Genomic DNA, 13,331 nt, shown 5'->3' with positions numbered 1-13,331 from the left:
CACTGGTCACACAGGCGGGGCCTTCCGGGTGCACCGCAGTCGGTGCCATGCCGTTGACCAGGAACGAAGGTGCTTCTTGCACCTTCGACCGATGGGGACTCCCGACCATGCCCGCTCTGCCTTCCACTGCCGATGCGCTGCAATCGCCGCGCCTTGCAGCCGCCCCTCGCCCCTTGTGGGTGGCCCTGACGCTGGCGCTCGCCCTGGGCGCCTGCAATCAGGCAGCGCCGCCGGCGGTTTCCGATCCTTCCGCTGCGGCGCCCGCGCCCCAGGCCGCGCCTGCGATGCCTGCGCCTGCCCCCGTGCCAGCTGCCTACACGCCGCCCGCCGCCAACGAGCTCTACCGGCTGGTGGCGCCGATCGCGCTGTATCCCGACAAGCTGGTGGCACAGGTCCTGGCGGCCTCCACTTTTCCGGACCAAGTGACCGCGGCACATCAATGGCTGGCGCAGAACCAGCAGTTGCGCGCCGGCCCGCTGGCCGACGCCGCCAACCAACAGCCGTGGGATCCCAGCGTGAAGGGCCTGACCGCCTTCCGGCGCGTGCTCGATCAGCTGGCCGGCAACGTCGGCTGGATGACGGCCCTGGGTCAGGCCTACTACAACGACCCCACGGATGTGATGAATGCCATCCAGGTCATGCGCCAGCGCGCGCGCAGTGCCGGCGAACTCAAGAGTAGCGCGCAGCTGAAAGTGGTGCAGGGCAGCGCGCCACCCGCGCAGCCTGTCGCGGCGCAGCCCGGGGTCGTCGTTCAGTCCACGCCGGTCGTGGTCGAGCCGCCACCGACTTACATTACCATCGAGCCGGCCCAGCCGGACGTGGTCTACGTGCCGAGGTACGACCCGCAGGTCGTCTACGGCGCACCCGTGCCCTACTACGCCGGCTACAGCTACACGCCCCCGCTGCAGGTGGCCGAACCGGTACCGGTCCAACCGGTGGTCGTCGGTGCGCTGGCATTTGGCGCGGGCGTCATCGTGAGTTCGGCGCTGCAGCGTCACGACTGGGGCTGGCGCAACTGGGACCTGCGCTGGGGCGGCCGGCCCCCTGCCCCGCCGCCCGGCGGCTGGGACCGTGACCGTCCGCCGCCCAGTTGGCAGCGCCCGGCCGTGGTCTACAACAACAACATCTACATGCCGCAGCCAGGCCCAGGCTTCGGGCCCGGCCCACGCGCCTGGGGTGGCCCGGACCCGCGCCTCGTGGCCGTCCAGCAGGAACAGCAACGACAGCAGCGCGAGCTGGCGGAACAGGCGGCACGTCAATCTCAGGATCAGCAGCGCCAGATGCAGCTGCAGCAGATGCAGCAGCAGATGCAGCGCGACCAGCAGATGCGCGACATGGCCCAGCGCCAGGCCGATGAGCAGCGCCGCATGGCCGACATGCAGCGCCAGCAGGCGCAGCAGCAGCAACGCCAGTTGGCCGACCATCAGCGCGAGATGCAATCGCAGCAGCAAGCCCAATTGGCCGCCCAGGCGCAGGGCCGCGAACAGCAGGAACGCATGCGGCAGATGCAGCAAGCCCAGCAGGACCAGCAGCGCCAGCAGCAGCAGGCCCAGCGTCAGCAGGCCGAAATGGCGCGCCGCCAGCAGGACATGCAGCAGCGGCAGCAGCAGGACCAGGCGCGGCGCCAGCAGCAGGCCGCGGAGGAACAGCAGCGGCAGCAGGCCCGCGCGCAGCAGGACAACCGGCAGGCGCAGGCGCAAGTGCAGGCCGAGCGCGATCGACAGCAGAACCTGGCGCGTGAACAGCAACGTCAGATGCAGGACCAGGTGCGGCAGCAGCAACAGCAGATGCAGCAGCAGGCCCGCGAGCAGGCGCGACGCCAGCAGGAGCAGTTGCAGGAGCAATCCCGCCAGCAGCAGCAGGCGCAGGAACAGGCACGCCGTCAACAACAGGCGCAGGAGCAGGTCCGCCAGCAACAGCAGCAGGCCCAGGAGCAGGGCCGGCGCCAACAGCAGGCGGCGCAGGAGCAGATGCGGCAGCAGCAGCAGCAACAGATGCAGGAGCGGGCAGCACAGCAGCAGCGCGAGGTGCAACAGCGCATGCAGGAGCAAATGCGCCAACAGCAGCAACAGGCGCAACAGCGTGCGCGGGAAGCGCAGCCGGGACCGGGTGACCGGCGCGAAGGCCCCCACGGACCGGGTCGTCCGCCGCGTCCTGGCGAGCAGCCTTCCTGATTCGGCGAAGAGCGCAGCGGCGCGAAAGGGCGCCGTCTGCCCGTCTCAATGACGATGCGGCGTGGAAGACGTGGCGCGCGCCCCGGAATCTTCGCCGTGCCGATGCTCGTCCCCGTGCGCCAGGCGGCTGACACCCGTCACCAGCACGATGCCAGCGAGCAGCCACAGCACCTGCAGCACGGTCTGTCGGGCGGCAAGCCGGCGCTGCAGTTGCGGGATGAGGTCGGCCAGCGCCACGTAGGCGAAGCTGCTCGATGCCAGGACCAGCAAGTACGGCAACCAGCCGTGCAGTTGCGCCACCAGCCACCAGCCGACGAAGCCACCCAGTGCGGTGACCGTGCCGGCGAGGGAGACCTTCACCAGCGCAGCCCGCGCATCCGACGAGGTCTGCCGCAGCACCACCAGGTCACCGACATGGTGGGGCACCTCGTGGGCAAGCACCGACAGCGCCGCCAGCAGGCCCAGGCGCGTGTCGGCCATGAAGGCGGAGGCGAGGAGCACGCCATCGCCGAAGCAATGCACGCTGTCGCCCGCCAGCACCGCCCAGCCTCCGGTGCGCGGCGCATGGAGGTGGGGCCGATGGGCGTCGACGCCCGGTGGCGCGTGGGCATGTGCCCCATGCTCGTGCCCATGGGCCGAGCCGTCCGAAGGGTGGGCGTGGGCAGGCCCGTGGTGATGCTCATGCCCGTGGTGCCACAGCTCGGCCTTGTCGAGCAGAAAGAAGAGCACCAGGCCACCCAGCAGCACCGCAAACAGCACGGAGGGTTCCAGCCCGCTTTCGAAGGCCTCCGGCAGCAGGTGCATGAATGCCGTCGCCAGCAACGCGCCTGCGGCCAGGCTCAGCAGATGCTGCGGGCCATGGCCTGCGTCCTGCGGGCGTCCGCGCACGCCCAGGCGCAGCAGCATGCCGGCGATCCAGACGCTGCCGATGCCGGTGACGAGGGTGGCGAGCAGGATCTGGAGCAGCTTCATCGGTGGACAGGCGACGGGAGAACGTGACGAAAAAAGGCCGCCCGAAGGCGGCCCGTGCAGGAGTCAGCACAGCGGGCGGGCGCCATTGTCGGCGGCCCGGCACCCGGCAGGGCGCTCAGGCGACTCCGTTGGCCTTGAACCAGGCCGTGGCACGCTTCCAGCCGTCCTCTGCGGCGCTCTGCAGGTAGCTGGGCCGGTAGTCGGCATGGAAGGCATGGCCTGCCTCCGGGTAGACGACGAACTGCGAGGCCTTGGCGGCGGCCGAGCCGGCGGCGAGCGCGGTCTTCATCTGCTCGACCGTGTCGAGCGGGATGCCCTGGTCCTTGCCGCCATACAGGCCCAGCACGGGCGCCTTGAGTTCGGCCGCAATCTCCACAGGGTGCTTCGGCGTGAGCGGCGAGGCCTGCCCCACCAGACGCCCGTACCAGGCGACGCCGGCCTTGACCCGGCCGGTGGCCGCATAGAGCCAGGTGATCCGGCCACCCCAGCAGAAGCCGGTGATGCCGGCCCGGCTGGTGTCGCCCCCGTTGGCGCCGGCCCAGGCCAGCGCGCCGTCCAGGTCGGCCATGACCTGCGCGTCCGGCACCTTGGACACGACCTCGGCCATCAGCTTGGGGATGTCGGTGTAGCCGCGCGGGTCGCCCTGGCGCGCATACAACTCGGGCGCGATGGCCAGGTAGCCGAGCTTGGCGAAGCGGCGGCAGGTGTCGGCGATGTATTCGTGCACGCCGAAGATCTCCTGCACCACCAGTACCACCGGCAGGCCCGTGCGGCCTTCCGGTGCCGCGGCATAGGCCGGCACGTCGAAACCGGCCACGTTGAACTTGATCGGTCCGGCACGCAGGCCGTCGGCCGGCGTGCGGATGGCCGTCTGTGCGGCAATGGGCAGCGTGGCGGCGGCATAGCCCACGCCGAGCGCCGCCTTCAGTGCGGTGCGGCGGCTGGCGCCCTCGCCCTCGGCGCGGCCGGGCCGCAGGGAATCGAAGTCGCGCTGGAGGTCGTCTTTCAGCATGCGGGGTCTTCCTTGGCTGTTGGGGTGTCGGAGTCTAGGGAGCGAGCGCCGCCGCGCACGCAAAGCCCTGCACCGTGCAGGGCCGGGCGCGCACAACCGCGCGCCCATTCCGGCGTTACGGCAACGAGCGCCCGCTGGATCAGTGGACGCGCCAGTCCCGGCCTGGTCAGCGCGCCGGCACCTTGCCTGCCGACACGTCCATGATCAGCCGCGTCGTCAGGTACAGCCGCGGCGCGATGGAGTCGATCAGCACGTATTCGGCATCGGCGGAATGCGCGCCGTAGCCCTGCAGGCCGAAACGCTCGACCACGGCCGCCTTGCCCGACAGGCCGGCGAAGGCCGCATCGGTACCGCCGCCCGCCACCTTGTCGTCGGCACCGAGCGTGCGGCCGAGTTCGCCGTAGATCCCCTGCGCATGCCGGGCCAGCGCCAGCGCGGCGGCATTGGCCTCCAGCGGCGGACGGCGACGCTCGAACACCGCCTCGACCTTGGCCTCGGGAATCAGCTGCTTCTTCACCCGCTCCTGGATGGCGCGCTCCAGCCGGTCGTAGTCGGCCACCCTGTTTACGCGCACATCGGCCATGGCCTGGGCCGCGGCGGGGATCACGTTGCGGTTGTTGCCGGCCTGCCCCACCGTCCAGTTCATCTTGAGGCCGGTGGCGGGATCGGACAGGTCCCGCATCTGCAGCACCTGATGGGCCATCTCATAGAAGGCGTTGACCCCGCGCTCCGGCGCCGAGCCCGCATGCGAGGCCTTGCCCTGGACCTTGAGCGTGACGGCGCCGATGCCGGCCGTGGCCAGCGACAGCTTGTCGTCGTTGGCATAGGCGCCCTCATGCGACAGCACCACGTCGTGCTCGGCGCCCAGCTTGCTGATGAGCGCGCGCGAGCCGGGCGAGCTGATCTCTTCGTCGCCATTGATCAGCACGGTGATGCGGCCATAGTCCTTGAAGCCCATCTCCTTGAGGAGGGCCAGCGTGTGCAGGATCACCGCGATCCCCTGCTTGTCGTCGGCAATGCCCAGGCCGTAGGCCTTGTCCCCGTCGATGCGGAAGGGCTGCCGCGCGCCCATGCCGATGGTGTAGACCGTGTCCATGTGCGCGATGAGCATGATGCGCGCCTTGCCGGTGCCCTCGAAGGTGGCGCGCACCATCTTGCCGATGTGCTCGGGCGTGTCGCCCATGCGGTAGACCTCGGGCGATTCGGCGCTGCCCGGCTCTATCACCGACACCTGCCCGCCCAACGCCCGCAGGCGTCCGGCCACCAGTGCCGCGATGCGGTCCAGGCCGTCGAGGTCGCGGCTGCCGGATTCGATGGCAACCAGCTGCGAAAGCGTATCGAGCAGCGGCTGCTTCTGCTGCTGGGCAAGGGCCTCGATGCGGGCATCGCGCTGGGCGAAGGCGGGCACGGCGACGCCGGCCAATGCCAAGGCGAGAACGAGAGGGCGGAAGGCGTTGAGTTTCAGTGTCATGGGTTCGTGTTCGTTGTCAATGCGCGCTCGGCGTGTGATGTTGGCACGGGCGCTACGGGGATCAGTGCGCCTTCTCCCAGTTCGGGCCGAAGCCGATCTCGGCGAGCAGCGGTACCTTGAGGTCGGCAACGCCGGCCATGATGCGCGGCACTTCCGCGCGCACCCACTCGACCTCGGCCTCGGGCACCTCGAACACCAGTTCATCGTGCACCTGCATGACCATCTTCGTGCCCAGGCCCTGGGCGTCCAGCGCCTGCTGCACCGCATTCATGCTCAGCTTGATGAGGTCGGCCGCGGTGCCCTGCATGGGCGCATTGATGGCGGCGCGCTCGGCCGCGCCGCGGCGCGGGCCGTTGGGCGAGCGGATCTCGGGCAGGTACAGGCGCCGACCGAACACGGTCTCGACGTAGCCGCGCTCCTTGGCGCTGGCACGGGTTTCGTCCATGTAGTTCTTCACGCCTGGGTAGCGGGCGAAGTAGCGGTCGATGTAACTCTTGGCAGCCGTGTTGTCGATGCCCAGGTTGCGCGCCAGGCCGAAGCTGCTCATGCCGTAGATCAGCCCGAAGTTGATCACCTTGGCATAGCGGCGCTGCTCGCTGCTGACTTTGTCGGGCGTGCTGCCGAAGACCTCGGCGGCGGTCGCACGGTGCACGTCGATGCCTTCGTTGAAGGCGCGCAGCAGCGCCTCGTCGCCGCTGATGTGGGCCATGATGCGCAGCTCGATCTGCGAGTAGTCGGCGCTGGCGATCACCCGGCCCTCGGGCGCGACGAAGGCCTCGCGGATGCGCCGGCCTTCCGCCGTGCGCACCGGAATGTTCTGCAGGTTGGGGTCGTTGCTCGACAGCCGGCCGGTCACCGCCACCGCCTGCGCGTAGTGCGTATGGACGCGACCCGTGCGCGGCAGCGCCATCTGCGCCAGCTTGTCGGCGTAGGTGCCCTTGAGCTTGGACAGGCCGCGGTGCTCCAGGATCTTGGCCGGCAGCGGATAGTCCTCGGCCAGCTTCTCCAGCACCTCTTCGTCGGTGCTGGGCGCGCCGCTGGGCGTCTTCTTGATCACCGGCAGGCCCAGCTTGTTGAAGAAGATGTCGCCGATCTGCTTGGGGCTGCCCAGGTTGAAGGGCTGGCCAGCAATCTCGTAGGCCTGCTGTTCCAGCGCGACGATGCGCTGGCCGAGTTCGTGGCTCTGCGATGCCAGCGCGCCGGCATCGATCAGCACGCCGTTGCGCTCGATGCGGTAGAGCGTCTCGCTGCTGGCGATCTCCAGCTCATAGACGAACTTCAGCCGCTCGTCGGCCTCAAGCTGCGGCCACAGCACGCGGTGCACGTCCAGCGTCTGATCGCTGTCCTCGCACGAATACTCGGCCGCCTTGTCGATGGCCACCTGGCTGAAGGGGATCTGGTGCGCGCCCTTGCCGCAGAGGTCTTCGTAGTCGATGCCGCTGCGGCCGGTGTGGCGCTCGGCCAGGCTGGCCAGGCCATGGGGCTTGTGCACTTCGAGCACGTAGCTCTGCAGCATGGTGTCGTGCACATAACCCTGCACCTCGATGCCGTGGTTGGCGAAGACGTGGCGGTCGTACTTGATGTGCTGGCCCAGCTTGTGGCGGCTGGAGTCCTCCAGCCAGGGTTTCATGCGCGCCAGCACCTCGTCGCGCGGCAGCTGCTCGGGCGCGTCGGGGTAGTCGTGCGCCAGTGGCACGTAGGCGGCCTCGCCGGGCGTCACGCTGAAGCTGATGCCGACGATCTCGGCCTTCATCTCGTCGAGCGAGCTGGTCTCGGTGTCGATGGCGACCAGCTCTGCCGCCTGCAGCTTGGCCATCCAGGCGTCGAAGGCCGACCAGTCGAGCACCGTGTCGTAGACCAGGTTGCTCGCCCGTTCGGCCGCCGCGGCCAGGGTGCCCTCGAGCAGGCCGGTGCCGCCCTCGCCCGTCTGCGCGCCGCCATGGCCCAGCAGCTCGGGCGCGGCGGCGTGGGCCTCCAGGCTCTTGGCCAGGCTCTTGAAACCATACTGCTCGTAGAAGTCCTTCAGCGCATCGGTCTGCAGCGGCTGGATTGCGATGCCTTCCAAATCCGGCAGGCCCTCCACATGGCCGGCCAAGTCGCAGTCGGTGCGGATGGTGACCAGGCGCCGGCCCTGCGGCAGCCAGTCGAGCGCGCGGCGCAGGTTCTCGCCGGCCTGGCCCTTGATCTCGGCCGCGTGGGCGATCAGTTCGTCGAGCGAACCGTACTGCGTGAGCCACTTGGCGGCCGTCTTGGGGCCCACCTTGTCCACGCCCGGCACGTTGTCCACCGAGTCGCCCACCAGCGTCTGGTAGTCCACCATCAGCGAAGGCGGCACGCCGAATTCGGTGGTGACGCCGGCGACGTCGCGGCGCTTGCCGCTCATGGTGTCGATGATGGTGACATGCTCGTCGACCAGTTGCGACAGGTCCTTGTCGCCGCTGCTCACGATCACCTCGATGCCCTGGCCCGCGGCCGTGCGCGCCAGCGTGCCGATCACGTCGTCGGCCTCCACGTCGGGCACGCACAGCACCGGCCAGCCCAGGAGCCGCACCACCTGGTGGATCGGCGGGATCTGCGTGCGCAGGTCGTCGGGCATGGGCGCGCGGTGGGCCTTGTACTCCGGGTACCAGTCGTCGCGGAAGGTCTTGCCCGGCGCGTCGAACACGCAGGCCGCGTAGTCGGCGCGTACCTCGCGCCGCAGGGCCTGCATCATGTTGATCATGCCCCGGATGGCGCCGGTGGCGGGGCTGTTGGGGTCGCCAGGCACCGCGCGCAGGTCGGGCATGGCATGGAAGGCGCGGTACAGGTAGCTGGAGCCATCGACCAGCAGCAGCGTTTTCTTCTCGGTCATCCAGCCATTCTCCCCTGCCGCCGGAACGCGGATGTGCGCCGCCGACTACGGCCCGCGGTGCCCTTCGACGACAGGGGCCCCCACCCCGGACCGAGGGGGTGCGCACCTACAATCGTCCGACCATGCCTGCCCATTCTTCCCCGTCCCTGCGCGCCGCCTTGCTGGCGGCAGGACTGTCGATCCTTCCGGCCCTCGGCCATGCCCAGACCCCGGCGCCCGAAACAACCTCGGCAGCCCCGACGGCGGAATCGCAGCCGCTGGACGGCCGCCGCAATCAGAAGATCGAGCACATCACGGTCGAGGACCGGGGCGCCAAGGTCGACGAGGTGCGCTACGGCGGCGTGACACAGAGCATCACGGTGCAACCCAAGGACTCCGCCCTCCCGTCCTACGACATCCAGCCCGGCGACGGCACGCGCCAACGCAGCGGGGCGACCGATGGCACCAGTTCCAACGCCGGCAAGCGCGTCTGGAACGTCATGAAGTTCTGAGCCGCCCGTGGCGGTCTTCACCGAAGTCCAGGCCGACGAAGCGGCCGAACTGATGCGCCGCCTTGGGCTGGGCGAACTCACCGCACTGCGCGGCATCGAGGGTGGCATCGAGAACACCAATTACTTCGCCACAACCGACCGCGGCGAGTATGTCCTGACGCTCTTCGAGCGCCTGACCCCTGAGCAGTTGCCCTATTACCTGGGGCTGATGAAGCATCTGGCGCAGCGCGGCATGCCGGTGCCCGAGCCGGCGGCGCTCGGCGCCGAGGCCGGTCCCCTTTTCGACACTGGCGCCCCGGGCATGACCTGCCCCCTGCTCCATACCGTCGCCGGCAAGCCTGCGGCCGTCGTGCGCAAACTGCAGGGTCGCAGCGAGCTGGCGCCCACCGCCGACCACTGCAGCGCCCTGGGCGACCTGCTGGCCCAGTTGCACCTGGCGGGCCGGGACTACGAACAGGTCCAGCCCAACCTGCGCGGCCTGCCCTGGTGGAACGAGACCGTTCCGGTGGTGTTGCCGCATGTGGATGATGCCCAGGCCGCCCTGCTGCGCAGCGAACTGGCCTACCAGAACCATGTGGCGGGGTCCTCGGCCTATGCCGCCCTGCCCCGCGGGCCCGTGCATGCCGACCTGTTCCGCGACAACGCCATGTTCGCCGACGACGGCAAGGGTGGCACGCTGCCGGTGGTGACCGGCGTGTTCGACTTCTACTTCGCCGGCGCCGACACGTGGCTGTTCGATCTGGCCGTCTGCCTGAACGACTGGGCCATCGATCTGTCCACCGGACGTGCCGACCCCGCACGCACCCGCGCCCTGCTCGATGCCTACCAGGCTCGCCGGCCGCTCGGCGCTGCTGAACGTGAGTTGCTGCCCGCCATGCTGCGCGCTGGCGCCTTGCGCTTCTGGATCTCGCGTCTGTGGGACTTCCACCTCCCGCGTGAGGCGAGCATGCTCAAGCCGCACGACCCGACGCACTTCGAACGCGTTCTGCGCGAGCGGGTACGGTCGCCGCAGGTGCCGGCCTTGCAGGCCGAACCTGCCGCCGAAGCGCTGGGCGCCTGAGCGCCGTCGCGCCGGCCCCGGCCGATCCAACTCTTCCGTCAATGAAACTCCAAATCGTCTCGCCCCGCACCGGCGTCCAATGGATGCGCGAGGGCCTGCGCGCCTTCCGCCGTCAGCCGATGGCGTTCTTCTCGCTGTTCATGCTGTTCATGTCGGCGATCGCGATGCTGTCGGTGGTGCCGCTCGTCGGCGGTCCGCTGGCCGTGGCCCTCGGCCCGGCCACCACGCTGGCCCTGATGGTGGCCAGTGAGCTCGCGGTGAACGACCGCGCCACCGCTCCCGCCGGCGGTCGGGCTGCCTCGGCCGGCATCTTCCTGCAGGCCCTCCAGGCCGTGCGGGCCCAGGCGAAGCCGTTGGCAGTGCTGGGGCTGCTGTACGCACTGAGCGCACTGGCCGCAGGCGGGTTGGCCACGCTCATCTTCGGCGATCCGTTCGAAGGCGCCTTCGGCAACGATGGCGCCCCGCAGGCCGAGGTGGTGCAGAGCACCGGCTTCCAGATCGCCGTGCTGGCCCGACTGCTGTTCTATGTGCCGGTGGCGTTGGCTTTCTGGCATGCACCGGCGCTGGTGCACTGGCATGGCGTGGCGCCGGTCAAGAGCATCTTCTTCAGCCTGGTGGCCTGCTGGCGCAACATGGGTGCCCTGACCCTCTACGGCCTGGCCTGGGCCGGCGTGGTTCTGGCGCTGAGCCTGCTGATGAGCCTGGTCGCCTCGCTGCTCATCGCGGTGAGCGGCGCAACCGCGCTGGGCATGGCGGTGATGGTGGGCGGCTCCTTCCTGCTCTCGGCCGCCTTCCTCGCCTCCGCCTGGTTCACCTTCCGGGACAGCTTCAGCGTGGAGTGAGGGCGCGTCGCGCCCTGCACTTCATCACTCCACCGGCGTCAGCTTGGCCACGCTCAGGGCCAGCCACTTGATGCCGTGGCGGTTGAACTTGACCTGGGCGCGGGCGTCGTCACCGCTGCCTTCCAGGGCTGTCACCGTGCCTTCACCGAACTTGTTGTGGAAGACCTGCATGCCGGTGCGCAGGCCATGCGCGGGCGCCGCGCGCTGCTGCGGCACTGGGGCCGGCGCCGGGCTGCCGCTGGCGTAGCCACCGCTGTAGCCGGACGACGAGAAGCCGCCGAAGCCACCATTGTTGCCGCGCGAGCCAGCGCCTGCGCCGCTGCCGCCGAACTGCCCGAAGCCGGACTGCTTGGGCGTGAGCCATTTGAGCGCCTCTTCCGGCAGTTCGTCGAAGAAGCGGCTGCGCAGGTTGTAGCGGGTCTGGCCGTGCAGCAGCCGGGTCTGCGAATGGCTGAGGTACAGCCGGCGCCGCGCGCGCGTGATGGCCACGTACATCAGGCGGCGCTCCTCTTCGAGGCCCTCGAAGTCGCTCAGCGAGTTCTCGTGCGGGAACAGGCCCTCTTCCATGCCGGTGATGAACACGCAGTCGAACTCCAGGCCCTTGGCCGCATGCACCGTCATCAGCTGCACGGCGTCCTGGCCGGCCTGGGCCTGGTTGTCGCCCGACTCCAGCGCGGCGTGCGTGAGGAAGGCCGCGAGCGGGCTCAGCGTCTCGCCGGTGTCGGCATCGGGCGCCAGCGGGTCGTCCAGCACGGGCAGGTTCGGGTCCAGGCCCTGGCTGACGGCGCTCTGGCGCAGTTCGTCCACCGGCAGGGCCACGGCATCGCGGCCGAAGCCTTCCTGCGTGACGAAGGCCTCGGCGGCGTTGACCAGTTCCTCCAGGTTCTCCAGCCGGTCCTCGCCCTCGCGGTCGGCCTTGTAGTGCTCGACCAGGCCGCTGGCGTCCAGCACCAGCTCGACGATCTCCTTGAGCGACAGGCCCTGTGTCTGCTCGCGCATGACGTCGACCTTGGCAACGAAGGCGCCCAGGTTGGCGCCGGCCTTGCCCGGCAGCCCTTCCACGCCCTTGGCCAGCGACACGCCGCGGCTGCGCGCCGCGTCCTGCAATTGCTCGATGCTGCGCGCGCCGATGCCGCGCGGCGGAAAGTTCACGACGCGCAGGAAGCTGGTGTCGTCGTCCGCGTTCTCCAGCAGGCGCAGGTAGGCCAGCACATGCTTGATCTCGGCCCGCTCGAAGAAGCGCAGGCCGCCGTACACGCGGTAGGGCATGCCGGCGTTGAACAACGCCGTCTCGATCACCCGGCTCTGCGCATTGCTGCGGTAGAGGACGGCGATCTCCTTGCGCTCGACGTCGTCGCGCACCAGCTGCCGCATCTCCTCGACCATCCACTGGGCTTCAGCGAAGTCGCTGGGCGACTCGTAGACGCGCACCGGCTCGCCCGGGCCCTGGTCGGTGCGCAGGTTCTTGCCCAGGCGCTTCTTGTTGTGGCTGATGAGCGCGTTGGCCGAGTCCAGGATGTTGCTGAAGCTGCGGTAGTTACGCTCCAGCTTGATCTGGTGCTGCACGTCGAACTCGCGCACGAAGTCGCTCATGTTGCCCACGCGTGCGCCGCGGAAGGCATAGATGCTCTGATCGTCGTCGCCCACGGCCAGCACGCTGTTGCCGCCGGACGTGAAATGGCCCAGCGCATCGGTATGGCCCGCAAGCATCTTGATCCAGGCGTACTGCAGGCGGTTGGTGTCCTGGAACTCGTCGATCAGGATGTGGCGAAAGCGCCGCTGGTAGTGCTCGCGCACGGCATCGTTGTCGCGCAGCAACTCGTAGCTGCGCAGCATCAGCTCGCCGAAGTCGACCACGCCTTCGCGCTGGCACTGTTCTTCGTACAGCGCATAGAGCTCGATCTTCTTGCGGTCGTCCTCGCCGCGTGCCTGCATGTCGCCGGGGCGCAGGCCGTCCTCCTTGGCACCGGCGATGAACCATTGCGTCTGCTTGGCCGGAAAGCGCTCGTCGTCGACGTTGAACTGCTTCATCAGCCGCTTGATGGCCGAGAGCTGGTCCTGCGTGTCCAGGATCTGGAAGCTCTGCGGCAGGTTGGCCAGCTTCCAGTGCGCGCGCAGAAAGCGGTTGCACAGGCCGTGGAAGGTGCCGATCCACATGCCGCGCACGTTGACGGGCAGCAGCGCCGTCAGGCGCGTCATCATTTCCTTGGCGGCCTTGTTGGTGAAGGTGACGGCCAGCACGCCGCCGGGCGAGACCTGGCCGGTGGAGATCAGCCAGGCGATGCGCGTGGTGAGCACACGGGTCTTGCCGGAACCGGCGCCCGCCAGGATGAGCGAATGCCCCTCGGGCAGCGTGACGGCCGCGCGCTGCTCGTCGTTGAGGTTGGCAAGAAGGGGGGAGTCGGCCGCCGTCGGCTCGGCGTGGGGGCCAGGAAAAGACATCCCCCGATTGTAGGAA

At 69.2% G+C, this 13,331-nt stretch carries 9 protein-coding genes; 4 read left to right on the top strand and 5 right to left on the bottom strand.

All coding sequences use genetic code 11. The features are described from left to right. The first annotated feature begins 107 nt into the window (after positions 1-107). Positions 108-2,174, top strand: a complete 2,067-nt coding sequence (locus BXA03_RS00860; protein ID WP_076503305.1) for a DUF3300 domain-containing protein — start codon at positions 108-110, stop codon at positions 2,172-2,174. Between the two features lie 45 nt (positions 2,175-2,219). Here the strand turns inward: BXA03_RS00860 and BXA03_RS00855 are convergent, their stop codons facing one another. From BXA03_RS00855 to polA, 4 genes are all read right to left on the bottom strand, one after another. Next, complete coding sequence (locus BXA03_RS00855) at positions 2,220-3,146, bottom strand: ZIP family metal transporter (protein WP_076503304.1); 927 nt, start codon at positions 3,144-3,146, stop codon at positions 2,220-2,222. Positions 3,147-3,261: 115 nt separating this feature from the next. After that, positions 3,262-4,158, bottom strand: coding sequence for a dienelactone hydrolase family protein (locus tag BXA03_RS00850; protein ID WP_076503303.1), 897 nt, complete (start codon positions 4,156-4,158; stop codon positions 3,262-3,264). A 166-nt stretch (positions 4,159-4,324) separates the two neighbouring features. Next, the gene (locus BXA03_RS00845; protein WP_076503302.1) at positions 4,325-5,629 is read right to left on the bottom strand and encodes a M20/M25/M40 family metallo-hydrolase; all 1,305 of its coding nucleotides are present in this window, start codon (positions 5,627-5,629) and stop codon (positions 4,325-4,327) included. Between the two features lie 61 nt (positions 5,630-5,690). Next, the gene (gene polA / locus BXA03_RS00840) at positions 5,691-8,480 is read right to left on the bottom strand and encodes a DNA polymerase I (RefSeq protein ID WP_076503301.1); all 2,790 of its coding nucleotides are present in this window, start codon (positions 8,478-8,480) and stop codon (positions 5,691-5,693) included. Positions 8,481-8,602: 122 nt separating this feature from the next. Here polA and BXA03_RS00835 point away from each other — a divergent pair, with 122 nt between their 5' ends. From BXA03_RS00835 to BXA03_RS00825, 3 genes are read left to right on the top strand one after another with little or no spacing between them, the layout of a single operon-like run. Continuing rightward, entirely contained in the window at positions 8,603-8,971 is a 369-nt protein-coding gene (locus BXA03_RS00835; protein ID WP_234983552.1) for a hypothetical protein, read from the top strand. A 7-nt stretch (positions 8,972-8,978) separates the two neighbouring features. Next, the gene (locus BXA03_RS00830; protein ID WP_076503300.1) at positions 8,979-10,031 is read left to right on the top strand and encodes a homoserine kinase; all 1,053 of its coding nucleotides are present in this window, start codon (positions 8,979-8,981) and stop codon (positions 10,029-10,031) included. A 41-nt stretch (positions 10,032-10,072) separates the two neighbouring features. Next, the gene (locus tag BXA03_RS00825; RefSeq protein WP_076503299.1) at positions 10,073-10,873 is read left to right on the top strand and encodes a BPSS1780 family membrane protein; all 801 of its coding nucleotides are present in this window, start codon (positions 10,073-10,075) and stop codon (positions 10,871-10,873) included. 24 nt (positions 10,874-10,897) lie between these two features. Here the strand turns inward: BXA03_RS00825 and BXA03_RS00820 are convergent, their stop codons facing one another. After that, positions 10,898-13,315 (bottom strand): UvrD-helicase domain-containing protein, encoded by a 2,418-nt coding sequence (locus BXA03_RS00820; protein ID WP_076503298.1) that lies wholly within the window; start codon positions 13,313-13,315, stop codon positions 10,898-10,900. Positions 13,316-13,331 lie beyond the last annotated feature (16 nt).

This window comes from Pseudacidovorax sp. RU35E (assembly GCF_900156165.1).
In the GTDB taxonomy this organism is placed as follows: Bacteria; Pseudomonadota; Gammaproteobacteria; order Burkholderiales; family Burkholderiaceae_C; genus Xenophilus.
The sequence above is the reverse complement of the archived record's forward strand: the minus strand, read 5'-3'. Positions and strand labels throughout refer to the sequence as shown.